We start from the raw sequence: 24,796 nt of genomic DNA, 5'->3' as shown, positions 1-24,796 counted from the left end.
GTCGCCGGGGCGTTATCCCGCCGTGGGTGTGCCCGGCGGCGGCCGGATGGCATGATCGGGCGGCCAGCACCACGACCGATGTCGCACCGCCTCCGCAGGAGCCCGCACGATGACCACCGCAGCAACCCGCAGTGAACGGCAGATCAGCCCGATCTTCCTGGGCCTGGCCGCGATCATGGCCGTGTCGGGCTGGGCGGTGTGGACGGACTTCTCCACCAGCACCGGCTTCGCCGTGTTCCTGTTCGTCGTGTCCGGCTGGATCGTCTCCCTGTGCCTGCACGAGTACGCGCACGCCCGTACCGCGCTGCACGGCGGCGACATCTCGATCGGGGCCAAGGGCTACCTGACCCTGAACCCGCTGAAGTACACGCACGCGCTGCTGAGCATCGTGCTGCCGGTGATCTTCGTGATCCTGGGCGGCATCGGCCTGCCCGGCGGCGCCGTCTTCATCGAGCGGGGCAGGATCCGGGGCCGCTGGAAGCACAGCCTGATCTCGGCCGCGGGCCCGCTGACCAACGTGCTGTTCGCGATCGCCCTGATGCTGCCCTTCACCTTCGGCGTCGTCACGCTGGACCAGGCCCACGCGCCCTTCGCGTCCGCGCTGGCGTTCCTGGCGATGCTGCAGGTCACGGCGGCGATCCTGAACCTGCTGCCGGTGCCGGGCCTGGACGGCTACGGCGTGATCGAGCCCTGGCTGTCGTACCGGACGCGGCGCCAGCTGGAGCCGTTCGGGCAGTTCGGGCTGCTGGCCGTCTTCGGTGTGCTGTGGATCCCCGAGGTCAACGCGGCGTTCTTCGGCTTCGTCGACTCCGTGACGGCGGTCTTCGGGATCCCGGACGGGCTGTCGAGCCTGGGCTACGCCTTCTTCCAGTTCTGGAAGGGCGACCCGTTCAGCCAGTGATCCGCTGCTCGGCGGACTCCCGCTCGGCCTTCGCCTTGCGCAGGTAGTACCAGCACATGTTGCTGGTGAGGCCCGCGATCAGGATCCAGAAGACACCGAGCCAGCTGCCCTCCACGAAGGACACGACGGCGGCGGCCACGGCGAGCGCGCACAGGACGAGCGCGTAGAGGGCGAGGCGGGGCATGGGGGGCGGCTCCTGTCGGGTCGGTCGCGAACCCGCCCATTGTCCCCCATGCCCCCGCGGGCCTAGACGTCGGTCAGGCGCAGGCCGGCGTGGGCCTTGTAGCGGCGGTTGACCGAGATCAGGTTGGCGACCAGCGCCTCCACCTGGTGCGCGTTCCGCAACCGGCCGGCGAAGACGCCGCGGATGCCGGGGATGCGCGCGGCCAGGGCCTGGACCAGGTCGGTGTCGGCGCGGCTGTCGCCGAGCACGAGGACGTCGGTGTCGATCGAGTCGATCTCCGGGTCCTCGAGGGTCACCGCGGACAGGTGGTGGAAGGCGGCGGTGACGCGGGACTCCGGCAGCAGCGCGGCGGCCTGTTCGGCGGCGCTGCCCTCCTCCGGCTTCAGGGCGTAGGCGCCCTGCTTGTCGAAGCCCAGCGGGTTGACGCAGTCGACGACGAGCTTGCCGGCGAGCTCGCCGCGCAGCGCCTGGAGGGTCTCGCCGTGGCCCTCCCACGGGACGGCGACGATGACGACGTCGCTGCGGCGGGCGGTCTCCGCGTTGTCGGCGCCCCGCACCCCGAGGCCGATCCGGTCGGCCGTGGCCTGGGCGCGGTCCGCGGCGCGCGAGCCGATGACCACCTGCTGGCCGGCCTTGGCGAGCCGGTACGCCAGGCCGCGACCCTGCGGGCCGGTGCCGCCGAGGACGCCGACGACGAGGCCGGACACGTCCGGCAGCTCCCAGGGGTCCTTCGCCGGGGCCTTGGGGGCGGGGGTCTCATTGCCACTGTCAACAGTCATACCGCGATCCTGCCAGGTGGGGGCGGTGCATGGCCCGCGCAGGCGCTGTGACGCGTCCCTCGCCGCCCGGCCGGTCCGCACCCCCTCCGCCCCGCGGCGGGGCGCTCCGCGGTGCGTGAAAGCCCCCGTACACATCGGTATTGGCTCGGGGGACGACGGATGTGAGGTATGACATCGGTGTTGCCTCCCGATGCGCGGCCGCGGGGTGGACGCCGGACGTCCCTTGTCCCGAGCGCGCCGCTCGGGACAGCTGACGGAACGTCAAAAGCGCACGACAGCACAGGGAAAGGCGGCCGCCCGTGACCAGAACCGTCGGCAGGAGCCGCGGCCCGGGGCTCCAGGACCGCATCATCGAGCTGATCCACGAGCAGCGGCTCGCCCCCGGCGCCACCCTGCCGACCGAGCCGCAGTTGATGGACCTGCTCGGTGCGAGCCGCAACAGCGTGCGCGAGGCGGTGCGCGCACTGCAGGCGCTCGGCATCGTCGAGATCCGGCACGGCACGGGGACGTTCGTCGGAGAGGCGCCGCTGCGGGTGCTGATGCCCTCGCTCACCTTCCACCTGCGGTCCCGGGTGCGCGCCCTCGCCGACCTCGTCGCGGTGCGCGAGCTGCTCGAGGTCGGCCTGATAGGCGAGGTCGCCGGGACGATACCGGCCCAGCGGCTGGACGAACTCGACGCGCTCGCCGCCCGGATGGTCGACGACCCCGACGCGGACCGGGCCTTCCACGCGCTGCTCTACGCCTCCTGCGGCAACGAGCTCGTGCTGCAGCTCGTGGACCTGTTCCGGAGCGCCTACCACGAGGTCGGCGCCGCCCTGGCGCCCGCCGACGACCCGGTCGAGCGCGTCGTCGCCAACCACCGCGCCGTCGTCGGCGCGCTGCGCACCGGGGACGCGGGCGCGGCCAGGGCCGCCATGCGGCGGCACTTCACGGACGTACGGGAGCGGGTGTCCAGGGCCCTGCCCGCGGACGGCACGGACTGACCCCGTTCGGGTGAGCACGGCGCGAAGCGGGGCCGGGCCGGTGCAGGGTCCGCGAGGATGCGGTGCATGGATGCCGTACGGGTCGAGGTCGTCCGTGAACTGCTGGCCGGGAGCGAGTGGCCGGAGCTGACCCGGTCCTTCGCCGGCTCCCTGCGCGGGTCCGTCCGCCGGGGGCCCGCGGGCGGGCTGCTGCTGGTCGGCAGCGGGGAGTACGAGCCGTGGCACATGGCGGCCCATCTGGACGACGAGGCCGCCTGGAGCGGGCTGCCGGAGCTGTCGCCGACGCTGGTGCGGCACCGCGTGCCGCCGGGCGCGCCCGCGCACCTCGCGGTCGGGACGGCCCGCCTGGAGGCGGCGCGCAGGGGCGAGACGGTGCTGGTGGTCACCCCCGAGCGGGCCGAGGCCGGGCTGCTGGAGCGGGTGGAGGACGCGCGGCGCTCCGGCGCGACGGTGCTGGCGATGGACGCGGGCGACCCGGAGCTGCGCGGGCTGGCGCACGAGGCGCTGACCGTGCCGCCGGAGCCCTCCGAGGTCGGCATGGACGTGCTGCAGCACCTGGTCAGCGCGGCGGCCGGACGCCGGGTGCGGCTGCGGGACCGGCTGCCCCGACTCGCGCGGCTCGCCGAGCAGTTGGTGTCGCCACCGCCCGCGAGCTGGTAGGAAGCGGTCCATGACCGCAACCGGGACCGATCCGCTCCGCCCGCTGCGCGGGGTCGTACCACCTCTGTGCACCCCGCTCACGGAGACGGGGGACGTGGACACCGAGGGCCTGCGCGCCCTGGTCGGGCATGTGCTCTCGGCCGGGGTGCACGGGGTCTTCGCCCTGGGGTCCAGCGGCGAGACGGCCTTCCTCACCGACGCGCAGCGGCGCACCGCGCTCACGGCGGTCGTGGAGGCCGTCGGGGGCCGGGTGCCCGTGCTCGCCGGCGTCGTCGACATGACCACCCCGCGCGTCCTGGAGCACGCGCGGGCCGCCGTCGCGGCGGGCGCCGACGCCCTGGTGGCGACCGCGCCCTTCTACGCGGCGACGCATCCGGTGGAGATCGCCGACCACTTCCGGCGGGTGCGGGACGGGGCCGGCGGGCTGCCGCTGTTCGCGTACGACATCCCCTCGGCGGTGCACACCAAGCTGCCCGCCACGACCGTGCTGGCCCTCGCGGAGGAGGGCACCCTGGCCGGCCTGAAGGACAGCAGCGGCGCCGACGGCCCCATGCGCCGGCTGCTCACCGAGTTGCGCCGCCGCGGCCTGGACTCCTCCTTCGCCCTGCTCACCGGGTCCGAACTCGCCGTGGACGGCGCCCTCCTGGCGGGCGCGCACGGCGTCGTCCCCGGCCTCGGCAACGTGGATCCGCACGGCTACGTACGGCTCCACGCGCACGCCGTCGCGGGACGCTGGCGCGAGGCCGCGGCGGAGCAGGACCGGCTCGCGCGGCTCTACGCCATCGTCGACGCGGGGGCGGACTCCACTGCGATGGGCCCGAGTTCCTCGGCGCTGGGTGCCTTCAAGGCGGCGCTGCGCCTGCGCGGCGTCATCGGCTGCGCGGCCACGGCGCCCCCGCAGGTCCCGCTGGACGACACCGCCGTCGCGGTGGTCCGGCAGCGGCTGGCGGCCGCGGGGCTGATGCGCTGACGGCGCTGCCCGCCACCGGGTCCCGCGCGGGGCGGCGGCCCACGCGGTCGCCGGTGCGTCCGCGATGCCGGGGGCCGCGGCGTGAGCGGCACCCGCAGGTGAGCCCGGCCGTGCCGTCGTCAGCGCGCACCCGCACTCGCGCGGAAGGCCGCCGGCCCACCACCGGTCGCCGGTGACGCCGGTCGAGGACAGGCGGGCCGCATCGGTGCCTCGCGGCCGCCGCCCGACCCGGCCGCTCGCGGGGCACGGGCGGAAAAACCCGGTTGCGCCGCAGGGGTCCGTGCACGGAGCATGCGACCTCGTGTCCAGACTCCTTCCCGACCTCGCACCGTGGCGGACCTCGCGCGACTTCCGCCTGATGTGGTGCGCGGGCCTGATCACGACCTTCGGCAGCTTCCTGACCTTCGTGGCCGTCCCTGTCCAGGTCAAGGAGCTGACCGGCTCCACCCTCGCGGTCGGCGCCCTCGGCGCCGTCGAACTGGTGCCGCTGATCGTCTGCGGCCTCTACGGCGGGGCGCTCGCGGACGCCCTGGACCGGCGCAAGCTCATCCTGTGGACGGAGGCGGCCCTCGGCGTGCTGTCGGCCGTGCTGCTGGTCAACGCCCTGCTGCCGCGGCCGGTGCTCTGGCCGTTGTACGTGGTCGCCGCGCTGACCAGCGCGCTGGGCGGGCTCCAGCGGCCGGCACTGGACGCGATCGTGCAGCGCATCGTCCCGCACGGGCAACTGACCGCCGCCGCCTCGCTGAACGCGCTGCGCTGGCAGATCGGGGCGATCGCGGCGCCCTCCCTCGCGGGTGTGCTGATCGCGTACGCGGGCCTGCGATGGGCGTACGCCGTCGACGCCCTCACCTTCGCCCTCTCGGTCGTCCTCGGCCTCGGGCTGCGGCCCTCACCGCCCTCGCACGATGCGAAGCGCCCCTCGCTGAGCTCGATCGCGGAGGGGGCGCGCTACGCGTGGAGCCGCAAGGAACTGCTCGGCACCTACGTGGTGGACATCGCGGCGACCGGTCTGGCCTTCCCGATCGCCGTGTTCCCCTTCATGGCGGACGACCTGGGTGCGCCCTGGTCGCTGGGCCTGATGTACGCGGCCCTGCCGGCGGGTGCGCTGCTGATGAGCCTCACCGGCGGCTGGTCGTCGCGGGTGCACCGGCACGGGCGGGCGATCGTGCTGGCCGCGGCGGGCTTCGGCCTGTGCATGGCGGCGGCGGGCTGGTCCCGCAACGTATGGCTGGTGCTGGCCTTCCTGGCGCTGGCGGGTGCGTTCGACATGGCCAGCGGGGTGTTCCGGGCGACGATCTGGAACCAGACCATCCCCGACGCGCTGCGTGGCCGGCTGGCCGGCATCGAACTGCTCTCCTTCACCATCGGCCCCCAGTTCGGCCAGGTGCGGGCCGGCGGCTCGGCCGCGCTGCTGGGCCTGCGCACATCGGTGTGGACCGGCGGGCTGGCGTGCGTGGCGGCGGTCGGGGCGCTGGCCGCCTGCCTGCCGACGCTGATGGCGTACGACGCCCGGACCAACGAGCACGCCGTGGGCATGCGGAAGGCGGCGGAGGACACGGTGTCCTCCGCCGCCTGACCCGTGGGGGCCGGGGTCCGATCAGCCGGTGAAGCCGGCGGTGATCGAGGTGAACTGCCAGGTGCTCTGGCTGATGCCGGAGCAGTTGCTGGTCACGCCGCCGCCGGGGCACGGGCGGTCCCGGTTGACGGCCCAGTAGGCGAGCCGGGCGATGTGATGGGAGTTGGCCCAGTCCCGGATCTGGGTCCAGATGGCCGGGGTGGTGTTCTCCTGCTGGTCGCTCAGCCCGTTCATGCCGGAGATGCCGAGGTGGGCGTAGGCGGTGGCGTCGTCCCAGCCGAAGGTGGACTTCAGCTTGGCCTTCAGGCCCTCGGCGGCGTTCACGGTGTTGCCGTACATGTCGGCGCCGCCGCCGAAGTCGAACGGCATGATCGTGAAGACGTCGATGTTGGCGCCGAGCGCGTTGGCCCGCTCGACGAGGCGGTTGCCCCAGTAGCTCGGGCCTGTCGTCGACGTGCCGAAGGTGACGATCGTCCGGATGCCGGGGTTGTTCTGCTTGACGATCTTGAGCGCGTTCAGGACGCGGTCCTGGACGACCTCGCTCTCGAACTCGTCGGTGTTCTCGATGTCGACGTCGATCGCCTTGAGGGCGTAGGCGTCGATCACCTTCTGGTACGCGCCGGCGAGCGCCTCGGGCGTGGAGCAGTTGGGGCCGAGCTTGTTGCCGCTCCAGCCGCCGATGGACGGGACGATGTCGCCGCCCGCGGCGCGGATCGCGTTGATGGTGGACTGGTCGGTGCCGCCGGTCAGCGGCCGGGAGCCGTCCCAGGCGGGGTTGCAGCCGCCGGAGGAGAGGATGAAGGCCATCGTGAACCACTTGATGCCGGTGGCGCTCATCACCGTGGCCGGGCTCGGCGGGTCGCCCCAGCCGAGGTAGAGGTAGGGCGCGGCCTGCTTGAAGCCGGTGCCCCCGCCGCCGCCCGCGTTGGTGGTGACGGTCACGGCGTTGGAGGCGGCGGAGGTGTTGCCCGCGGCGTCGCGCGCCTTGACGGTGAAGGTGTACGAGGTGCTCGCGGCCAGGCCGGTGACGGTGGCGGAGGTGCCGGTCACGGTGGTGGCCAGGGTGCTGCCGCGGTAGACGTCGTAGCTGGTGACGCCGGTGTTGTCGGTGGCGGCGTTCCAGGACAGCGAGACGCTGGAGGAGGTCTTGCCGGTGGAGGTGAGGCCGCTGGGCGCGGTGGGCGCCTGGGTGTCACCGCCGCCCCCGCCGCCGGGGCCGTCGAGGCTGATGTCGTCGGCGTTGTAGGTGCCCTGCGCGTACCAGCCGTGCACGTAGATCTGGACGCTGGTCTGCGAGGCGCCGGTGGTGAAGGGGACGGTCAGCTGGGTGTAGGAGGCGGCGGACGGGGTCCAGGTGGACGCGCCGCCGGTCACCCCGAGGTAGACGTACGCGCCGCGCACCCAACCGGTCAGCGAGTACGCGGTGTTGGGCTGCACGGAGACGGTCTGGGTGCACTGGGCGGTGTCGCTGCTGCTGACGGCGCCGGCGAGTGCCTTGGTGCCGCTGTGCACGGGGCTGCCGACGACCGATCCGCCGGAGCAGGACCAGCCGGAGAGGCTGCCGCTCTCGAAGCCCGGGTTGGCGACGAGGTTGGCGGCGTGGGCGGTGCCGGGCAGGGCGATCAGACTGCCCGCGGCGGCGAGGAAGGCGGCGGTGACGCCGGCGAGGATGCGGGATCTGCGCGATCCGGTACGGGGGACATGACGACGGAAGAGCACGTGACCTCCCAGTGGGGGGCGGCGGGGGGCTGCGCTGTGCGAGTGGTCTGGACCGTTGGTCTGGACCTGTCATCGCGGATTGAAGCGAAGTGTCGTGCTCCCGTCAAGAGGTCCGGACCACTGCCGCCTCCTGGTACGGCAGTGGCCCGGACCGGCCGCGGGGTCCCCGGTCAGCCGACGCGTTCGATGCGCGCCTTCCTGATCAGGAACTTGCCGGGCTCCCGGACCTGTTCGAAGGCCGCGTTGTTCAGCAGCGCACAACTGCCGGAGGTCGAGGTCACCGACACCGTGGTCGACTTGTTGTTGTCCAGGTTGGTCACCTTCAGCTTGGTGCCCAGCGGGAACTGGTTGCTGGAGGCGGCGGGCGCGCCGCCCTCGCCGGAGAGGGTGACCGTCGAGCCCGCGCAGACGACCTGGCCGACGGCGCCGCCGGCCGGCGGCGCGGCCTGACCCTGGTTCTGGCCTTGGTTCTGGCCTTGGTTCTGGCCTTGGTTCTGGTTCTGGCCCTGCTGGTTCTGTCCCTGCTGACCCTGACCCTGACCGGCGGGGGCGGCGGGCGCCGCGGGCGCCGCGGGCGCCGCCTGCGCGGCACCGCATCCGGAGGCCTCCCGCTGCACGTTGATCTGCTTGATCACCGCCTCGCGGTTGGCGATCCGGGCCGCCGACTGGGAGTCGGGATTGGCGCGTTGGGCCGCGATGAAGCTCTCGTTGTTGCGCAGCGCCTGGTCGAGCCCGTCGCACACCACCGACGCATGACCCATGCTCATGGTCACCACGGCGAAGCCGCCGGCCAGGGTGGCCGCGCCGGTCATGAGCGCGATCTTCTGCTTGGTGCTCATCGTGCGTTTCCTGGACATGGGGGCCCCTTTCCTCCGACCGGCCGTCGGTCGGATCCGGTCCACGTGTCCTTGGAAACGGAGCGTCGTTGGTCTGGACCTCAATCCGTTCGGAATCTCGGACAGGAAGGGGTCGTCTGTGCTACGGGTCGGTAGCTTCGCCGTCCCAGCGGACCACCAGCCGCCCGCCCTCCTCCGTGACCTCGTGCCCGAACCCGGCGCAGGCGCGCCGGAACCGCCGGGCGATCCAGGCCCGTTCACCGCGGTCGGCCAGCCGGGTGAAGCAGAAGTCGAGGGCGATCGGCACCGCCTCCAGCCGGACGGGGCGGTGTCCGGCGGGGTCGAAGGTGACGAGGAAGAACAGGCCGCGGTCGTTGCGCAGCCGCGGATCGGTCGCGTAGTCGTCGACGAAGTCGCCGAGGTCGTAGAGCACCCCGTCCGTCACCCCGTGGAAGACGTGCGCGGAACTGCCCGCCACGAGCGTGGCGCCCGCCGTGCGCAGGGCCGCGGCGGCGTCCCGGATGTAGCGGGCCGGGCCGGTGGTCATGTTGGGCCCCCAGTGCGGGGTGACGAGCACCGCCGCCGTCCGCGCGCCCAGGCTCGCGACGCCGTCGGAGAGCCAGCCCGGCACGCCCTCGCGCAGGTCCGCGTAGGCCACCCCGGGGCGGTCCGGTCCCGCGGCGTACTCCGCCGGATGGTCGGTGACGCCGACGACGCCCAGGCCCGGGCGGCCCCCCGCGCCCCCGGGGCCGCCCAGCACCGCCGGGGCGCGCGCCGCGCTCTCGTCCGATCCGGCCCCGACGGCGGCGATCCCGGCGGCGGCCAGGTGCTCCAGCGTGTCCAGCAACGCCGTCCGGCCGTAGTCCAGGGCGTGGTTGTTGGCCAGGTTGACGCAGCTCACGCCCAGGTGCGTCAGGGCGCGCACGGCGACGGGCGGGGCACGGAAGAAGAAGGGCTTGAAGGGGTCGGGCCAGGGCTCACCTCGGTCGGAGATCGCGCACTCCAGGTTGAGGACGAAGAGGTCCGCCTCCCGCGCGACGGCCACGACCTCCTCGGAGAACAGCGCCTCCGGAGGGGCCTCGGCCAGCCGCGCGGCCACCATGCGGCCGAGCATGGTGTCGCCGGCCAGCCCGAGCTTCACCCTTCCATCGTGCACCCGGCGGCCCCCGGCGGGCTCACTCCTCCCCGTCCTCCCGCGAGCGGTCCTTCCACCGCGGGTCGTTCTCCCACTGCAGGTTCCGCTCGGCGGCCGTCTCCATCGCCCGCTCCGCGTCCGCGCGGCTCGGGTACGGCCCCATCCGGTCCTTGGCGGGGCACTCCGGCCCCTCCTCGACCTTGTGGTGCTCGATGCAGTAGAACCACTCGCCGGGCTTCCCCGCGGGCTTGCGGACTCGCCTGAACAGCGCCATCGTCCCTCCTCCTACGACGTCCTGCCGCCATGCTGCCCGACCGGCCGCCGATACACTCGCTGACATGTCTGTCCTGGTTCCCGGCAAGCTCTCCCCCACCCGTCCCGTGCCCGCCTCGATCCCGCGTCCGGAGTACGTGGGCAGGCCCGCACCTCGGCCGTACGACGGCCCGGAGGTGCAGTCGGCGGAGACGATCGAGAAGATGCGGATCGCCTCGCGGATCGCCGCGCGGGCCATGGAGGAGGCGGCGAAGGCGATCGCGCCGGGTGTCACCACCGACGAGCTGGACCGGATCGCGCACGAGTACATGTGCGACCACCAGGCCTACCCCTCGGACCTCGGCTACCGGGGCTTCCCCAAGTCGCTGTGCTCCTCCATCAACGAGGTCATCTGCCACGGCATCCCCGACTCCACCGGGCTGCGCGACGGCGACATCGTCAACCTGGACGTCACCGCCTACATCCACGGGGTGCACGGGGACACCAACGCCACGTATCTCGTCGGTGAAGTCGCCGAGGAGTCAAGGCTGTTGGTGGAGCGCACCCGGGAATCCCTGAATCGCGCCATCAAGTCGGTGAAGCCCGGACGGCAGATCAATGTGATCGGCCGGGTCATCGAGTCCTATGCCAAACGATTCAATTACGGTGTCGTGCGCGACTTCACGGGCCACGGCATCAATACCGCCTTCCACTCCGGCCTGATCGTCCCGCATTACGACGACCCGCGTGCGACCACGATCATGAAGCCGGGCATGACCTTCACCATCGAGCCGATGCTGACCCTGGGCACCCACGAGTACGAGATCTGGGACGACGGCTGGACGGTCGTCACCAAGGACCGCAAGCGCACCGCGCAATTCGAGCACACCCTCGTGGTGACCGACACAGGCGCGGAGGTCCTGACGCTGCCTTGACCTCCTCATGGGGATTCCTTTACCGGAATGCGGCCAAGTCGCGATTGGCCTCGGATAGGTTAGGCAAGCCTTTCACAGGAAAGGCTTGCCTAAGTCATAGCTTCCCGAGCCGCCTGGAGATCGCATGTCCGCCGTCCGCATGTCCGCAGTAGCCGCCGCCGGCATAGTGGTCGCCGTCACGGCCGTCACCGGGTGCGCGGAGAAGGCGGACGGCAAGGCGTCCGACGCCGTCACGGTGACCGCGACGGACACCAAGTGCGAGGTCTCCAGGACCACTTTCCCGGCCGGGCACGTGCAGCTGGCCGTCGAGAACAAGGGCTCCAAGGTCACCGAGGTCTACGTCTACACGCCCAGCGACAAGATCGTGACCGAGCGGGAGAACATCGGCCCCGGCACCAAGGCCACGATCACCGCCGAGATCAAGGCCGGTACGTACGAGATCGCCTGCAAGCCCGGCATGAAGGGCGACGGCATCCGCCAGAAGATCACCGTCACCGGCAAGGGCGCCGCCAAGAGCGACCCGCGCCTGGACGCCGCCGTGGCCGCGTACCGCAAGTACGCCCAGGAGCAGGCCGACCAGACGATCCCGGTGGTCCAGGAGTTCGCCGACGCCGTGAAGGCGGGCGACGTGGAGAAGGCCAAGTCGCTCTTCGCGTCCTCCCGGGTCGGCTGGGAGCGCACCGAGCCGGTGGCCGAGTCCTTCGGCGACATCGACCCGCTGACCGACACCCGCGAGGACGGCCTGGAGGACGGCCAGAAGTGGACCGGCTGGCACCGGCTGGAGAAGTCCCTGTGGCAGGACAAGAAGGCCGGGGCCGAGGAGGGCGCCCTCGCCGACCAGCTCGTCACCGACCTGAAGGACTGGCAGGCGCGCGTCGGCAAGGCCGACATCACCGCCACCAGCATGGCCAACGGCGCCAAGGAACTGCTGGACGAGGTCGCCACCGGCAAGATCACCGGTGAGGAGGACCGCTACTCCCACACCGACCTGTCGGACTTCCAGGCCAATGTCGAGGGCGCGATGAAGGCCTACGAACTGCTGAAGCCGGTCGCCGCCGAGAACGACGCGGCGCTCACCGCCGACCTCGACAAGCAGTTCCCGGCTCTGACGGCGCTGCTCGACAAGTACCGCAAGGGCGGCAGCACCACGGAGTTCGTCTCCTACGACACCGTCGGCAAGGACCAGCGCAAGGAGCTCTCGGACGCGGTCAACGCGCTCGCCGAGCCCCTGTCGAAGCTCGCCGCGGCCGTCGCCAAGTAACCCCGGGGGGCTACGGACCATGTCCGATGAGAGTGTCACGTCGCGTCGCAGGGTGCTCGGCTGGACCGGTGCGGGTGTCGTCGTCGCGGCCGCCGCGGCCGGCGGCGCCGTGGCCGCGGTCCGCTCCGGGGACGACGTGCAGCCCGCGGGCGCCGCGGGCAGCGCGATCGCCTTCCACGGGGAGAACCAGGCCGGCATCACGACCCCGGTGCAGGACCGGCTCCACTTCGCGTCCTTCGACGTCAAGACCGAGGACCGCGAGGAACTGGTCGCGCTCCTGAAGGAATGGACCGACGCCGCCCGGAAGATGACGCAGGGCCGGCCGGTCGGCGAGGGCGCGGTCGGCGGCCTCGCCGAGGCCCCGCCGGACGACACCGGTGAGGCGCTGGGCCTGCAGGCCTCCCGGCTCACCCTCACCATCGGCTTCGGCCCCTCGCTGTTCACGACGAAGGACGGCGCGGACCGCTTCGGGCTGAAGGCGCACCGCCCCGGGGCGCTGGTGGACCTGCCCAAGTTCCCCGGTGACGCCCTCGACCCGAACCGCAGCGGCGGCGACCTGTGCATCCAGGCCTGCGCGGACGACCCGCAGGTGGCGGTGCACGCCATCCGCAACCTGGCCCGGATCGGCTTCGGCAAGGTCGCGATGCGCTGGTCGCAGCTCGGCTTCGGCAAGACCTCCTCGACCACTCCCGAGGAGCAGACCCCGCGCAACCTGATGGGCTTCAAGGACGGCACGCACAACGTCGCGGGCTCCGACAGGGCCACGCAGGACGAGCACGTGTGGGTGTCCGCCGAGGACGGCCCGTCCTGGATGGCCGGCGGCTCGTACCTCGTCGCCCGCCGCATCCGGATGCACATCGAGACCTGGGACCGCACCTCGCTGCAGGAGCAGGAGCAGATCTTCGGCCGGACGAAGGGCGAGGGCGCCCCGATCGGCAGGCAGCGCGAGCACGACGCCCCGGACTTCAAGGCGATGCTCCCGGACGCGCACGTCCGGCTCGCGCACCCGGACAACAGCGGTGTGACGATCCTGCGCCGCGGCTACTCCTTCACCGACGGCACCGACGGCCTGGGCCGCCTGGACGCCGGGCTGTTCTTCATCGCGTACCAGCGCGACGTCCGGGACGGCTTCGTGCCGCTGCAGATGCGGCTGGCGAAGCTCGACTCCCTCAACGAGTACATCCAGCACGTGGGTTCGGCCGTCTACGCCGTACCGCCGGGCGTCCGGGACAAGGACGACTGGTGGGGCCGCGAGCTCTTCCGACACGACTGAGAGGAAGTACCGGCGGTGTTCGCCAACTACCTGATCGGGCTCCGTGAGGGCCTGGAGGCCAGCCTGGTGGTCTGCATCCTGGTCGCGTACCTGGTGAAGACCGACCGCAAGGACAAGCTGCCGCCGGTCTGGCTCGGCGTCGGCACCGCGGTCCTGGTGAGCATGGCCTTCGGCGCCGCGCTGCAGTTCGGCTCCTCCGAGCTGACCTTCGAGGCGCAGGAGGCGCTGGGCGGTTCGCTGTCGATCGTCGCGGTCGGCCTGGTGACCTGGATGGTCTTCTGGATGCGGCGCACCGCGCGGCACCTGAAGGCCGAACTCCACGGCAAGCTGGACGCCGCGATCGCCATGGGCACCGGGGCACTGGTGATCACCTCCTTCCTCGCCGTGGGGCGTGAGGGACTGGAGACCTCGCTGTTCATCTGGACCGCCGTGCAGGCCACCGACGACGGCGTGCGCCCGCTGGTGGGCGCGGTACTGGGCCTGCTGACCTCGGTGGTGCTGGGCTGGCTGTTCTACCGGGGCGCGCTGCGCATCAACCTGGCCAAGTTCTTCACCTGGACCGGCGCCATGCTGGTGGTGGTCGCGGCGGGCGTGCTCGCGTACGGCTTCCACGACCTGCAGGAGGCCGGCTGGCTGCCGGGGCTGGGGACCGAGGCCTTCGACATCAGCGACCGGATCCCGCCGGACTCGTGGTACGGGACGCTGCTCAAGGGCGTGTTCAACTTCCAGCCGGATCCGACGTGGCTGCAGGTCGCGGTCTGGGCGCTGTACCTCGCGCCCACGATGTTCCTCTTCCTGCGCCCCGGCAGGGTCACCGCGCCGGCCGTCAAGCCGTCCGCCGCGGTTCCTGTCGGTGACGAGGGCTGAGGCCGGCGGGAGGTCCCGGACCGCCGCAGCCGGGGTCAGTGCAGCCAGCCGGCCGTCTCGGGCTCGGGCTCGACCTGGGCGCCGGCGTCGGTCAGCACCTCGAGCAGCGGCAGCGGGTCGGGCAGCACCTGGTCGGGTCCGTGGCCTGCGACCCACGCGACGGTGGCGCCGGAGGGCAGACGCGAGGGCGGGAGCAGCACGTAGCTGGCGCGGTGGTGCCAGCGCAGGCCCGGGTGCTCGTCGAGGGTCTCGGGATGGCAGTCCAGCTCGCACGGCCACCACTCGTCCTCGTCGGCCGTGGCACGGGTGGCGGTGAAGAACAGCATCCGCCCGTCGGAGACCGCGACGGGCCCGGCCGCGGAACCCTCGGCGTCCAGCCGCTCCAGGGCGATCCGGCCCGCCTCGGCGGGTACGTCCAGGACGTCGTGGGCGATGCCGGTGGCGGTGATGAAGTTGGCCAGGGGGTGCGCGCGCAGCCAGCGCCTGACCTGCTCCGCGTCCGTGGTGGCCTGGGTCTGCCAGGCGAAGGAGACGGGGTGCGTGCCCGGGGTGGGGCAGCCGATCCGGTCGCAGGAACAGCGGTAACCGGACACGGGCGACGGATGGGCGGCCGGCGCCAGCGGCAGGCCCGCGTCCGCGGCTTCCAGGAGGAGCTCGTCCCGGCGCAGGTCGTCCCCGTTCCGGCCACCGGCGGCCGCGCGGACCGCGGCCCCGTCCACTCCGGCACCGCGCTCCCCCGCTTTGCGGCGCAGCCAGTCGGACAACCTGCCCTTGGTGACCATCGAGCCCCTTTCCTCGCCCGTGAACCCTTGCTCCACCCTACGTAACGAGGGAAAGGCCGTAAGCGGAATCCACGGATGGTGGAAACCATCCTGCTCCCCGTCCGCATTCCGGCCGCGCGCGGGGTCCCCCTGGAGGGATGACCCCGTCCCGGGCGAATTCGGGCACGTTTCCCTTGTCCGCGCTGCCCGCGGCACCCGGGGCGGGGACCGGCACCGGCCTCCCCTCCGTGACCACCGTCACCCGCGGGACGACGTGCCGTCCGCCCCGAAAGGCGAATCCGCGCTAGCCTGGTTTTCCGACAGGTTGTCGGCAACCCGTTGACTTAGGGTCCCCTAAGTTGCGACGATTCCTGCAGGCCCGACGCAGGAGGATCCCCTTGACGCCAGCCCACGGCTCCGCGACCGCACCCTTCTCGGCCGTCATCCGCTCCGCCAGCCACGACCGGCACACCGAGGCCGAGACCTCGACGTTCATCGGCGACCTGCTCGGCGGCCGCCTGGGGGTCGCCGCGTACGCCCGCTACACCGAGCAGCTCTGGTTCGTCTACCGGGCGCTGGAGGGCGCCGCCGCGCAACTGGCCGGCGACCCCGTGGCCGGCCCCTTCCTGCGTCCCGAGCTGATGCGCGTCGCCGCCCTGGAACGCGACCTGGACCACCTGTTCGCCCCCGGCTGGCTCGACCGCGCCCGCGCGCTGCCCGAGACCCTCGCGTACGCCCGCCGCGTCACCGAGACCGCCCGCGCGTGGCCGGCGGGCTACGTCGCCCACCACTACACCCGCTACCTCGGCGACCTCTCGGGCGGCCAGGTCATCCGCGGCATCGCGGAGAAGACCTGGGGCTTCTCCCGCAAGGGTGACGGCGTGCGCTTCTACGTCTTCGACGCGATCGGCAACCCCGCGGCGTTCAAGCGCGAGTACCGGAGCCTGCTGGACGCCCTGCCGGTCGACGAGCTCGAGAAGCAGCGCGTCGTGGAGGAGTGCCGGCGGGCCTTCGCCCACAACTCGGCGGTCTTCGCCGCACTGGGCCGCGAGTTCCCGCTGACCGCCTGACGGCCCGACGGCCCGGCTGGTCCCCGCCGTTCGGGCGCCCGTCCCGCGTAGGCCGTGTCGTCAAATGGCCTCCCCCAACCTTCGGCCGGGGGTGCCCCCACCCCGCAACGCTCCCCCAGCTGACGCTGGGAGGTGTCCCCGGGCACGGCACCCCCAGCGAAGCCGGGGGAACCGCGGAGCCCGCCCTTCGGGCGGTGGGGGACCTCCCAGCGGTAGCTGGGGGAGCTCATTTGAGGACGCGGCCTAGCCGAGGGGGGAGGTCCAGCCCGAGGGGTCGACTCCGCCCGGGACCGGGGCCGCCGGGTCGTAGGGGGTGCGGGTGAAGACGAAGGAGCCGAGGTCGAGATGGCCGACGGTGCCGTCGGGGGCGCGCACCGCGCGGAGGGTCTCGCCGTCGTAGTAGCCGTCCAGGCCGGTCCAGGTGCCGTCCGGTTCCGCGCGGAAGCGGGCGCCGCGGGCGGTGCCGGACAGGGCGGTCAGTTCCAGGTCGCGGCCGGTGCGCACGCGCAGGACGTGCGGGGCGGTGCCCCAGTACCAGGGGCCGGTCAGGGCGAGCAGCTCCGGGTCGGGGTCGGAGACGGGCCGCCAGGGCTCGGGGATGCGGGGCTCGCGCTCGGCGACGATGCGCAGCAGGTCGGCGGCGATCGTCGTGGTCGGGGCGCCGGTGGTGGAGTTGGCGAGGACGACCGCGCCGAGTCCCTCCTCCGTGTCGCACCACAGCCCGGCCACGAAGCCGGGCATCGAGCCGCCGTGGCCCACCAGCACCCGGCCGTCCGGGGTCCTCATCAGCTGCACGCCGAGGCCCTGGTCGCCTCCGGGCGCGGCCGGCCGGCGCATCTGCTCCAGCGTCGCGGGCACCAGGACGCGCTCGTCGCCCGCGGCGAGGAAGGCGGCCCAGCGGCACAGGTCGTCGGCGGTCGACCACAGTTCGCCCGCGGGGGCCATCAGCCCGGTGTCCTGCACGGCCTCGGCCATCATCAGCTCGGCGTAGGGGTGGACGGCCCAGCCGCCGGCGTGCGGGGCCTGCGGGCGGCGCGTCGTACGGGTCATCCCCAGCGGTTCGAGGACCTCGGCGGTCAGCACCTCGTCCCAGGGCCGGCCGTCGTGGAGCGCCTCGACGACGGCGCCGAGCAGGGCGTACCCGGGGTTGGAGTAGTGGTGGCGTTCGCCGGCGGGGTGCAGCCGCGGCGTCCCGCCGAGGAGGTCGGCGGTCTCCGGCCGCAGCGCGCCGGGCGTGCGCTCCCACCAGGGGCCGGGGGTCTCCGCGGCCAGTCCGGCGGTGTGCGTGAGGAGTTGGCGCACGGTGACCCCGTCGGCGGGGGTGCCGCCGATGTGCTTCTCGACGGGGTCGTCCAGCCCGAGGCGTCCCGCGTCGCGCAGCCGCATCACCAGGACGGCCACGAAGGTCTTGGTGAGGGAGCCGATCCGGTACTGGGTGTCCCCGTCCGGGGCGTGCCCGTCCACGCAGGAGCGCGCCCCGGTCCACACGGCCTCGCCGTCCCGGACGACGGCCCCCACGAGGGAGGGGGTGCGGCTGCTGGACTGGGCGACCGCGACGCGGTGCAGCAGGGCCCGGCGGGTGTCCGGGAGCAGGGCGTCGTCGGGGTCGGTCTGTGGTGTCGGCATGCGCTCACCTTAGAGGCGGGCCCCGGCGGGGTGCCGGGCGCACGGCACCGGCTTCGCCGTCCTCCCGGTCGCCCTCGGCCTGCTCGGCCTCGGCGTGGGCCTGGCGATGCAGGCCGCCGTCGGCGCCCTCATGGCCAAGTCCCCGCGGAGAAGGCGGGCGTCGGCTCCGCCCTGAACGACACCATCCAGCAGGCCGGTACCACGCTCGGTATCGCGACCCTCGGCTCGCTGCCGGCCGGCGGCCACGACCGCGAGATGCCCGCCGGCACCCCGAGGAGGCGAGGCACTCCATCGCCGGCGCCCTGGCCGCCGGCTGGGGTCGTCAACTGGTGAGGAGCACGCCGGCGTAGGAGACGGTGGCGATGAGGGTCCAGGAGATCAGGCCGACGGCGGCCACACGCGGCCCGGTTCGCGCCAGGGCGCGCAGGTGCACCATGCTGCCGAGCCCCACCATGGCCATGGCCAGCAGCAGTTGCTGCAGTTGCTGTGCCCCGCCGAGCACGCCGGCCGGCAGGACTCCGGTGCTGCGCACGGCGATCATGACGAGGAAGCCGACGACGAACAGGGGCAGCAGCGGGGTCTGCCGCGCGGAGGCGGCGGCGTCCGGCCCCGCGGCGCCCGACATGGCGTGCCGCCGGCGCAGGGCGTAGGCGACCGCGGCGACCAGGGGCGCCAGGAGCGCGACGCGCATCAGCTTGACGAGCACCGCCTCACCGAGTGCCGCCGGGCCCGCGGTCTGGGCCGTCGCGACGACCTGTCCGACGTCGTGCACGCCGGCGCCGGCCCAGCGGCCGAACTGCACGTCGTCCAGGCCGAGCGGGTGGTGCAGCAGCGGCAGCACGCCGATGGCGAGGGTGCCGCAGAGCGTGACCAGGGCGACGGACGCGGCCACGTCCTCCTCGTCGCTGCCGCTGACCTGGCTCACCGCGCCGATGGCGGAGGCACCGCAGATGGAGTAGCCGGTGGCGATGAGCAGCGGCTGGTCGCCGCGCAGGCCCAAGCGGCGGCCGAGCCAGAGCGTGCCCCAGAAGGTGGCGGCCACGACGCACACCACCATGCCGGCCGTGGCCCAGCCCAGGCCGAGCACGTCGTCGAGGCTCAGCTGCAGTCCCAGGATCACGATGCCGATGCGCATCAGCCGTTTTCCGGCGAAGGTGAGCCCCGGTCGGGCCCGGCCGCGCAGGGTCGCGCGCAGGCCCGGCAGGTTGGCGGCGGCGATGCCGAGGAGGACGGCGGTGGTGGGCACCGGCACGGCGGGCAGCAGCCGGTGCAGTGCGGTCGCCAGGACGGCGCCGAGGGCGGTGACCAGCAGGCCGGGCAGCACGGTCGCGGCGGCCCGGCGGCGGGCCGCACCGCCTCCGGCGGGGGACGCGGCGGGGCGGGCGGTCGGCGCCGCCCCACGGGGGGCGGGCACGGGGGTGCGCGTCGCGGTGCGGAGGTTCACCGTTCGCCGACCGGCAGCCGGTAGACCCGCCGCACGCTGGAGCCCAGGCGGGAGATGTCGGCACCGTAGATGTGCAGCGATATGGCCTTGCCGGTTCCGCCGTTCCACACCTGGTGGATGTCGCCGGGCGGCGCGAAGCCGCAGACCTCGCCTTGGGCGTTGACGACGTCCTGGGTCGGGACGAGGCGGGAGCCGGTGCCGTCGGGGACCAGCCGGTAGCGGCGCTCGTGCTCCTGGCCCTGGTGCACCCCCGTGACGCACCAGGAGACGTGGTCGTGGATGGACGTCCGCTGCCCCGGCAGCCAGACCAGGGCGACGATCGAGAAGCTGCCGTCCTCCTCGGCGTGCAGGATGTGCTGCCGGTAGCGGTCCGGGTCGCCCTCGCGGTGCCGCTCGGACAGCAGGTCGGCGGCGCCGAGGTGCGGCGCGAGCCGTTCGCCCACCAGGTGGGCCGTCGGGCCGGGCGGCAGGCCGCGGCCGACCGTCTCGCGCACCTCGTCGACGAGGCGGGCCAGCCGGGCGGTGGGCGCGGAGAGCGCCGGAACGGTCGCGGAGGTCATGTCCGCAGCGTCCGTGCGCACGGGCCCGCGCGTCCACTGACAGTTCCTTCACCCCGCTTTGCCCCTCCTTATGGATGGGGTGCGGGTCAGCAGCCGCTGCGCCGCTCGGCGACCGCCTTGAGCGCGTCGAGCACCAGGGCCGCGGCCGGGATCCGCAGATGGTCGCGCGGCACGTACGCCGCGACCCGGCGCCGGGAGACGGGGTCCAGCGGCCGGCCGGTGACCCGGTCCAGCCGCATGAAGGACAGCACAAGCCCGGGCATCATCGCGACCCCCAGCCCCTCCGCGACCAGCGACTGCACCACGAGGTTGTCGTCGGTGGCGAAGGCGATGTCGGGGGCGAAGCCCAGCTCGGCGCACTCGTGGAGGAAGTTGACCCGGCAGCGCATGCAGCCGGCGATCCAGCGTTCGTCGGCCAGGTCGCCGAGCCTGACCGAGCGGGACCTGGCCAGCCGGTGCCCGGCCGGCATCAGGACCATGAGCTGGTCCTCCAGCAGCGGGATCTCGACCAGGTCGTCCGGCACCGCCTCGTGCAGCCCGGGGTAGGTGAAGGCGAGGGTGATGTCGCACTCGCCGCGGGTGACCCGCTCCAGCGAGTCGGGCGGTTCGTCCCCCAGCAGCTCGACCCGTATCCCGGGGTGCTCGGCCGCGAGCAGGGCCAGCGCCTCGGGGATCAGGGTGGCGTTGGCGCTGGGGAAGGCGCACAGCCTCACCCGGCCGGTCTCCAGCCGGGTCACCGCGCCTATCTGCTCCCAGGCCACGGTGATGCTGTCGAGGATCGTCTCGGCGTGCCGGGCCAGCGCCTCACCCGCCTCGGTCAGCCGCATGCGCCGCCCGACGCGGACGAAGAGCGCGGTGCCCACCGAGCGCTCCAGGGCCTTCATCTGCTGGGTCACCGCGGGCTGGGTGTAGCCCAGCGCCACCGCCGCGGCCGAGTAGGAGCCGGCCGTGACCACGGTGTGGAAGGTCTTGATGTGCCTGGAATCGAACACCCCCGAATCATAAGGGGAACTTTGGACAACCCGGCAGACGGCCTCCCCGTGCTTCTGGGCGGGCTCCGCCGGGGGGTGTTTGCGTCCGCAATCCGGTGCGGGGTGTCCGCTGCGGGTCCACCATGTCACTACGGCCTCAACCACACCGCGAGGAGCCTTCATTGAGCGCAGCGCGCACCGCCTCGTACCGCCGGTATCTGATGTGCCCTCCCACGTACTTCCGCGTCACGTACTCCATCAACCCCTGGATGGACCCCACGAAGCCGGTCGACCCCGCGCTCGCCCTGCTCCAGTGGGAGGACCTCCGCGACCGCTACCGCTCGCTGGGGCACACCGTCGAGATCCTGCAGCCGCTGCCGGGCCTGCCGGACATGGTCTTCGCCGCCAACGGCGCCACCGTGGTCGACGGCCGGGTCTTCGGCGCACGCTTCGCCAACGCCGAGCGGGCCGCGGAGGCGCCCGCGCACCGCGAGTGGTTCCTGAACCGCGGTTACGGCGAGGTGCACGACCCGCACCACGTCAACGAGGGCGAGGGGGACTTCGCCGTCACCGACAGCTGGCTGCTGGCCGGGAAGGGCTTCCGCAGCAGCCCGCTGTCGCACGCCGAGCTCCAGGAGTTCTTCGGCCGCCCCGTCATCGGCCTGGAGCTCACCGACCCGCACTTCTACCACCTCGACACGGCGCTGTGCGTGCTCGCCGGCGACGAGATCATGTACTACCCGGACGCCTTCTCCCCCGGCAGCCGCGCGGTGCTGCGCCGGCTCTTCCCCGACGCGCTGACCGCCACCCGCCAGGACGCCACGGCCTTCGGGCTCAACTGCGTCAGCGACGGCCTGCGCGTCCTGGTCCCCTCCGGGGCCACCGGGCTGCTGCGGCGGCTGCGCGAGCGCGGCTTCGAGCCGGTGCCGGTGGACATGTCCGAACTGCACAAGGCCGGGGGCAGCGTGAAGTGCTGCACCATGGAGCTGCGCGACTGAGCGTGATACGAAAGGGCGCATGTCGCAGCTGCCCCTTCACCCCTCGTACGACGTCGTGATCGTCGGCGGCGGCCACAACGGCCTGGTCGCCGCCGCGTACCTCGCCCGCGCGGGCCGCTCCGTGCTCCTGCTCGAGCGGCTCCCGGGCACCGGCGGCGCCGCCGTCTCCACGCGGGCGTTCACCGGTCTGGACGCACGGCTTTCCCGGTACTCGTACCTGGTGAGCCTGCTGCCCCGGAAGATCGTCGACGACCTGGGGCTGCGCTTCGCCGTCCGGCGCCGCCGCATCTCCTCCTACACCCCCTACGGCGACGGCGGACTCCTCGTCGACGCCGAGTCGCCGTCCGCGACCCGCGAGAGCTTCGTCCGGCTGACCGGCTCCGACCGCGACTTCGAGGCTTGGCAGCGCTTCTACGGCATGACGCAGCGGGTCGCCGAGCGCGTCTTCCCGACGCTGACCGCACCGCTGCCGTCCCGGGCCGAGCTGGAGCGGACCGTGGACGACCCGGAGGCCTGGTCGGCGCTGTTCGAGCGGCCGCTGGGCGAGACCGTCGAGGCCGCATTCGAGGACGACGTGGTGCGCGGCGTGGTGCTGACCGACGCCCTGATCGGCACCTTCACCCACGCGCACGACCCCTCCCTACTGCAGAACCGCTGCTTCCTGTACCACGTCATCGGCGGCGGCACGGGTGACTGGGACGTGCCCGTCGGCGGCATGGGCGCCCTCACCGACGCCCTGGCGGACGCGGCCCGGGCGGCCGGGGCGGAGATCGTGACCGGCACCGAGGTCACGGCCGTCGAGACCGACGGCACGCGGGCCGAGGTGTCGTTCGAGGGCGGCAGCGTGGGCGCGGGGCACGTGCTGGTCAACGCCTCCCCGTACGCGCTGGCCGGGCTGCTGGGGGAGGCGGCCCCGGAGAAGCCCGAAGGCGCCCAGCTCAAGGTGAACATGCTGCTGCGGCGGCTGCCGCGGCTGCGCGACACCGCGGTCGACCCGCGCGACGCCTTCGCCGGCACCTTCCACATCGCCGAGTCGTACACCCAGCTGGACCGGGCCTACCGCGAGGCGGCCGAGGGCGCGGTGCCCACGGCGCCGCCGTCCGAGATCTACTGCCACTCGCTGACGGACCCGTCGATCCTCGCCCCCGAGCTGGCCGCCCAAGGCGTGCACACCCTCACCCTCTTCGGGCTGCACGCCCCGGCGCGGCTCTTCGCCGACGACCCCGCGCAGGCCAAGGAGACCCTCCTCAAGGCCACCCTGGCGCAGCTGGACGCGGTGCTCGCGGAACCGCTGGCGGACTGCCTGGCGGTGGACGCGGACGGGCGGCCCTGCATCGAGGCGAAGTCCCCCCTCGACCTGGAGCGGGAGGTCGGCCTGCCCGGCGGGCACATCTTCCACCGCGACCTGGCGTTCCCCTACGCGGAGTCGGGCGGCGGCGCCTGGGGCGTGGGGACCGCGCACGCGAACGTGCTGCTGTGCGGGGCGGGCGCGGTGCGCGGCGGCGGGGTCAGCGGCGTCCCGGGCCACAACGCGGCCATGGCGGTGCTGGGCGACCGGTGAGCGCGCGGCCGGGTGCGGCCCTGCGCCCTGCGCCCCGCGCGGTGCCGCACGGCGTCGGCGGCAGGCGGTCGCCCCGCGGACCCGGGGCACGGGGCACAGGCCGTGCCCCCCGGTGGCCCGAGCCCGTCCCGGAGCTACTCCGGTTCCGCCGCAGGAGGCGGCCACGCGTCGCCCCAGGCGACGTCGCGGGCGGCACGGTACAGCGCCCCGTGCCGCTTGCTGACCGTGTCGCGGCGCAGGCCGTCCTCGACCGTGCACAGGTCGATGAGGACCTGTCCCTTGCGGATCTGCGGATGCCGCACCACGCGGTCCGGTGAGCCGTCGCCCGCCGCGGGGAAGCGGGCGGCCGCGACATAGCTGAACTTCTCGTCCTCGTACGGCAGGGAGCCCCCCTTGACCTGCCGGTGCAGCGAGGTGCGGGCGACCCGGGCCGCGAAGTGGCACCAGTCCGGGGCCTGCACCGGGCAGGTGCCGTCGTGGGGGCAGGGCGCGAGGACGTGGAAGCCTGCCGCGATGAGCCGCTCGCGCGCCGCGAGGACCCGGGCGTAGCCGTCCGGGGTGCCCGGTTCGACGACGAGCACGGCGCCGGCTGCGGCGCGTGCCGCCTCGGCGACGACCGCGTCGCGGTCGGCCTCCGTGAGCTCGCCGATGACGTACGACAGCGTGATCAGGTCCGCCTCGGGCAGCCGTGCCCCGGTGCCGAGCGGCGCCTTGTGCCAGCGCGCGTCCCGCACGGCGGCGTGCTCCGCCCCGGCGGCCAGCTCACGGCCGAGTGAGAGCGCCGCGTCCGACCAGTCGAGGACGGTGCTGGTGTGCGTCCCGTCCTCCCAGGCGTCGGCGACCGCCCAGGTCGCGGCGCCGGTCCCGCCGCCCACGTCCAGGTGGCTCGCCGGGGCCCACTCCCCCGCCCTGGCCCGGAACTCCGCCAGCGCCGCGCCGACCGCGGCGTGGGTGGCCGGCATGCGGTACGCCGCGTACGCCGCGACGTCGGTGCGGTCGCGGAGGATCGGGGTGCTGCTGGGCGTACGCCCCCGGTAGGTGGCGATCAGCCGGTCGACGGCCTGGGTGGCACGGCCGGGCGGGAGCCCGTCGAGGAGACCGGCGAGGGCGGCTTGCAGAGAGGACACAAGGGTCAAGGGTAAGGGTCGCCCGGAGCGGGTCGGCCCGGTCGCCGGTAGGGTGCACCGGCACCCGGTCGGCAGGAGGTCGCACGGTGTTCGTGGAGATCGTGCTCACGGCCCTGCCCCTCGACCGCGACGAGGTCGAGGAGGCGCTGGAGGCCGCGTTCGAGGCCGACGGCGAGATCACGGGCGCCGGGACCGGCATGGGCAGCTGCCACCTCGACCTGGAGGTCGACGACGACGTGGACAGGGACGGCGCTCTGCGCAGGATCCACCGCACCCTCCGGGAACTCGGCGCAAGTGACCACGCCCAGGTGATCGTCCGCGGCTGACACCGGCGCTAGGCTCCGCCG

The 24,796-nt window shown here is 73.4% G+C and carries 25 protein-coding genes and 1 pseudogene; 14 read left to right on the top strand and 12 right to left on the bottom strand.

Annotated elements, in window-relative coordinates:
• The first annotated feature begins 109 nt into the window (after window positions 1–109).
• The gene (locus OG937_30285) at window positions 110–901 is read left to right on the top strand and encodes a site-2 protease family protein (GenBank protein WUD75673.1); all 792 of its coding nucleotides are present in this window, start codon (window positions 110–112) and stop codon (window positions 899–901) included.
• On the opposite strand, the gene OG937_30280 is transcribed toward OG937_30285, so the two are convergent.
• Both OG937_30280 and npdG read right to left on the bottom strand, forming a co-directional pair.
• Complete coding sequence (locus tag OG937_30280; protein WUD75672.1) at window positions 891–1,085, bottom strand: hypothetical protein; 195 nt, start codon at window positions 1,083–1,085, stop codon at window positions 891–893. The genes OG937_30285 and OG937_30280 overlap by 11 nt on opposite strands.
• A 62-nt stretch (window positions 1,086–1,147) precedes the next feature.
• Window positions 1,148–1,864, bottom strand: coding sequence for an NADPH-dependent F420 reductase (npdG, locus tag OG937_30275; protein WUD75671.1), 717 nt, complete (start codon window positions 1,862–1,864; stop codon window positions 1,148–1,150).
• A gap of 299 nt (window positions 1,865–2,163) precedes the next feature.
• Here npdG and OG937_30270 point away from each other — a divergent pair, with 299 nt between their 5' ends.
• From OG937_30270 to OG937_30255, 4 genes are all read left to right on the top strand, one after another.
• The gene (locus tag OG937_30270; protein ID WUD75670.1) at window positions 2,164–2,847 is read left to right on the top strand and encodes an FCD domain-containing protein; all 684 of its coding nucleotides are present in this window, start codon (window positions 2,164–2,166) and stop codon (window positions 2,845–2,847) included.
• Between the two features lie 66 nt (window positions 2,848–2,913).
• Window positions 2,914–3,507 carry a hypothetical protein gene (locus tag OG937_30265; GenBank protein ID WUD75669.1) on the top strand — a complete coding sequence of 198 codons (594 nt, stop codon included), beginning with the start codon at window positions 2,914–2,916 and terminating at the stop codon, window positions 3,505–3,507.
• A 10-nt stretch (window positions 3,508–3,517) separates the two neighbouring features.
• Window positions 3,518–4,477 (top strand): dihydrodipicolinate synthase family protein, encoded by a 960-nt coding sequence (locus OG937_30260; protein ID WUD75668.1) that lies wholly within the window; start codon window positions 3,518–3,520, stop codon window positions 4,475–4,477.
• A gap of 301 nt (window positions 4,478–4,778) precedes the next feature.
• Entirely contained in the window at window positions 4,779–6,053 is a 1,275-nt protein-coding gene (locus tag OG937_30255) for an MFS transporter (protein ID WUD75667.1), read from the top strand.
• 21 nt (window positions 6,054–6,074) lie between these two features.
• Here the strand turns inward: OG937_30255 and OG937_30250 are convergent, their stop codons facing one another.
• From OG937_30250 to OG937_30235, 4 genes are all read right to left on the bottom strand, one after another.
• Complete coding sequence (locus tag OG937_30250; protein ID WUD75666.1) at window positions 6,075–7,772, bottom strand: carbohydrate binding domain-containing protein; 1,698 nt, start codon at window positions 7,770–7,772, stop codon at window positions 6,075–6,077.
• Window positions 7,773–7,942: 170 nt separating this feature from the next.
• Window positions 7,943–8,629, bottom strand: coding sequence for a hypothetical protein (locus OG937_30245; protein ID WUD75665.1), 687 nt, complete (start codon window positions 8,627–8,629; stop codon window positions 7,943–7,945).
• 121 nt (window positions 8,630–8,750) lie between these two features.
• Window positions 8,751–9,749 carry a CapA family protein gene (locus OG937_30240; protein WUD75664.1) on the bottom strand — a complete coding sequence of 333 codons (999 nt, stop codon included), beginning with the start codon at window positions 9,747–9,749 and terminating at the stop codon, window positions 8,751–8,753.
• 34 nt (window positions 9,750–9,783) lie between these two features.
• Window positions 9,784–10,017 (bottom strand): hypothetical protein, encoded by a 234-nt coding sequence (locus tag OG937_30235; protein WUD75663.1) that lies wholly within the window; start codon window positions 10,015–10,017, stop codon window positions 9,784–9,786.
• Window positions 10,018–10,081: 64 nt separating this feature from the next.
• Between OG937_30235 and map the strand changes: the two genes are divergently transcribed.
• From map to OG937_30215, 4 genes are all read left to right on the top strand, one after another.
• The gene (gene map / locus OG937_30230) at window positions 10,082–10,930 is read left to right on the top strand and encodes a type I methionyl aminopeptidase (GenBank protein WUD75662.1); all 849 of its coding nucleotides are present in this window, start codon (window positions 10,082–10,084) and stop codon (window positions 10,928–10,930) included.
• A gap of 124 nt (window positions 10,931–11,054) precedes the next feature.
• Window positions 11,055–12,191, top strand: a complete 1,137-nt coding sequence (locus OG937_30225; GenBank protein WUD75661.1) for an EfeM/EfeO family lipoprotein — start codon at window positions 11,055–11,057, stop codon at window positions 12,189–12,191.
• Window positions 12,192–12,210: 19 nt separating this feature from the next.
• The gene (efeB, locus tag OG937_30220; protein ID WUD75660.1) at window positions 12,211–13,464 is read left to right on the top strand and encodes an iron uptake transporter deferrochelatase/peroxidase subunit; all 1,254 of its coding nucleotides are present in this window, start codon (window positions 12,211–12,213) and stop codon (window positions 13,462–13,464) included.
• A 15-nt stretch (window positions 13,465–13,479) separates the two neighbouring features.
• Window positions 13,480–14,331: an FTR1 family protein gene (locus OG937_30215; protein WUD75659.1), complete on the top strand. Its 852-nt coding sequence runs from the start codon at window positions 13,480–13,482 to the stop codon at window positions 14,329–14,331.
• A 35-nt stretch (window positions 14,332–14,366) separates the two neighbouring features.
• Here OG937_30215 and OG937_30210 read toward each other — a convergent pair whose 3' ends face one another.
• A complete protein-coding gene (locus OG937_30210; protein ID WUD75658.1) occupies window positions 14,367–15,113 on the bottom strand; it encodes a bifunctional DNA primase/polymerase in 747 nt (248 codons plus the stop codon).
• 377 nt (window positions 15,114–15,490) lie between these two features.
• Between OG937_30210 and OG937_30205 the strand changes: the two genes are divergently transcribed.
• Entirely contained in the window at window positions 15,491–16,162 is a 672-nt protein-coding gene (locus OG937_30205) for a biliverdin-producing heme oxygenase (GenBank protein WUD75657.1), read from the top strand.
• Between the two features lie 243 nt (window positions 16,163–16,405).
• Here OG937_30205 and OG937_30200 read toward each other — a convergent pair whose 3' ends face one another.
• Window positions 16,406–17,788: a beta-lactamase family protein gene (locus OG937_30200; GenBank protein ID WUD75656.1), complete on the bottom strand. Its 1,383-nt coding sequence runs from the start codon at window positions 17,786–17,788 to the stop codon at window positions 16,406–16,408.
• A gap of 46 nt (window positions 17,789–17,834) precedes the next feature.
• Between OG937_30200 and OG937_30195 the strand changes: the two are divergent.
• Window positions 17,835–18,096, top strand: a pseudogene (locus OG937_30195) (MFS transporter).
• Window positions 18,097–18,110: 14 nt separating this feature from the next.
• On the opposite strand, the gene OG937_30190 reads toward OG937_30195, so the two are convergent.
• From OG937_30190 to OG937_30180, 3 genes are all read right to left on the bottom strand, one after another.
• Window positions 18,111–19,112: a putative sulfate exporter family transporter gene (locus OG937_30190; protein ID WUD78936.1), complete on the bottom strand. Its 1,002-nt coding sequence runs from the start codon at window positions 19,110–19,112 to the stop codon at window positions 18,111–18,113.
• Between the two features lie 116 nt (window positions 19,113–19,228).
• A complete protein-coding gene (locus OG937_30185) occupies window positions 19,229–19,792 on the bottom strand; it encodes a cysteine dioxygenase family protein (protein ID WUD75655.1) in 564 nt (187 codons plus the stop codon).
• Window positions 19,793–19,878: 86 nt separating this feature from the next.
• Window positions 19,879–20,784 carry a LysR family transcriptional regulator gene (locus OG937_30180; GenBank protein WUD75654.1) on the bottom strand — a complete coding sequence of 302 codons (906 nt, stop codon included), beginning with the start codon at window positions 20,782–20,784 and terminating at the stop codon, window positions 19,879–19,881.
• A gap of 122 nt (window positions 20,785–20,906) precedes the next feature.
• Between OG937_30180 and OG937_30175 the strand changes: the two genes are divergently transcribed.
• Window positions 20,907–21,761, top strand: coding sequence for an amidinotransferase (locus OG937_30175; GenBank protein ID WUD75653.1), 855 nt, complete (start codon window positions 20,907–20,909; stop codon window positions 21,759–21,761).
• Between the two features lie 28 nt (window positions 21,762–21,789).
• The gene (locus OG937_30170; GenBank protein WUD78935.1) at window positions 21,790–23,322 is read left to right on the top strand and encodes an NAD(P)/FAD-dependent oxidoreductase; all 1,533 of its coding nucleotides are present in this window, start codon (window positions 21,790–21,792) and stop codon (window positions 23,320–23,322) included.
• A 134-nt stretch (window positions 23,323–23,456) separates the two neighbouring features.
• Here OG937_30170 and OG937_30165 read toward each other — a convergent pair whose 3' ends face one another.
• Window positions 23,457–24,449, bottom strand: coding sequence for a small ribosomal subunit Rsm22 family protein (locus OG937_30165; GenBank protein WUD75652.1), 993 nt, complete (start codon window positions 24,447–24,449; stop codon window positions 23,457–23,459).
• Window positions 24,450–24,535: 86 nt separating this feature from the next.
• Here OG937_30165 and OG937_30160 point away from each other — a divergent pair, with 86 nt between their 5' ends.
• Window positions 24,536–24,775 carry a hypothetical protein gene (locus tag OG937_30160; protein WUD75651.1) on the top strand — a complete coding sequence of 80 codons (240 nt, stop codon included), beginning with the start codon at window positions 24,536–24,538 and terminating at the stop codon, window positions 24,773–24,775.
• The last annotated feature ends 21 nt before the right edge of the window (window positions 24,776–24,796 follow it).

The organism is Streptomyces sp. NBC_00510 (genome assembly GCA_036013505.1).
Taxonomy (GTDB): domain Bacteria; phylum Actinomycetota; class Actinomycetes; order Streptomycetales; family Streptomycetaceae; genus Actinacidiphila.
This window is presented reverse-complemented; position numbering and strand designations above follow the sequence as displayed.

Bases quoted from the DNA above. Each gene is read 5' to 3' on its own strand.
- OG937_30185 (WUD75655.1), bottom strand. From the start codon at position 19,792: ATGACCTCCGCGACCGTTCCGGCGCTCTCCGCGCCCACCGCCCGGCTG.
- OG937_30280 (WUD75672.1), bottom strand. From the start codon at position 1,085: ATGCCCCGCCTCGCCCTCTACGCGCTCGTCCTGTGCGCGCTCGCCGTG.
- npdG (WUD75671.1), bottom strand. From the start codon at position 1,864: ATGACTGTTGACAGTGGCAATGAGACCCCCGCCCCCAAGGCCCCGGCG.
- OG937_30260 (WUD75668.1), top strand. From the start codon at position 3,518: ATGACCGCAACCGGGACCGATCCGCTCCGCCCGCTGCGCGGGGTCGTA.
- OG937_30235 (WUD75663.1), bottom strand. From the start codon at position 10,017: ATGGCGCTGTTCAGGCGAGTCCGCAAGCCCGCGGGGAAGCCCGGCGAG.
- OG937_30285 (WUD75673.1), top strand. From the start codon at position 110: ATGACCACCGCAGCAACCCGCAGTGAACGGCAGATCAGCCCGATCTTC.
- OG937_30265 (WUD75669.1), top strand. From the start codon at position 2,914: ATGGATGCCGTACGGGTCGAGGTCGTCCGTGAACTGCTGGCCGGGAGC.
- map (WUD75662.1), top strand. From the start codon at position 10,082: ATGTCTGTCCTGGTTCCCGGCAAGCTCTCCCCCACCCGTCCCGTGCCC.
- efeB (WUD75660.1), top strand. From the start codon at position 12,211: ATGTCCGATGAGAGTGTCACGTCGCGTCGCAGGGTGCTCGGCTGGACC.
- OG937_30225 (WUD75661.1), top strand. From the start codon at position 11,055: ATGTCCGCCGTCCGCATGTCCGCAGTAGCCGCCGCCGGCATAGTGGTC.
- OG937_30210 (WUD75658.1), bottom strand. From the start codon at position 15,113: ATGGTCACCAAGGGCAGGTTGTCCGACTGGCTGCGCCGCAAAGCGGGG.
- OG937_30245 (WUD75665.1), bottom strand. From the start codon at position 8,629: ATGTCCAGGAAACGCACGATGAGCACCAAGCAGAAGATCGCGCTCATG.
- OG937_30200 (WUD75656.1), bottom strand. From the start codon at position 17,788: ATGCCGACACCACAGACCGACCCCGACGACGCCCTGCTCCCGGACACC.
- OG937_30175 (WUD75653.1), top strand. From the start codon at position 20,907: ATGTCACTACGGCCTCAACCACACCGCGAGGAGCCTTCATTGAGCGCA.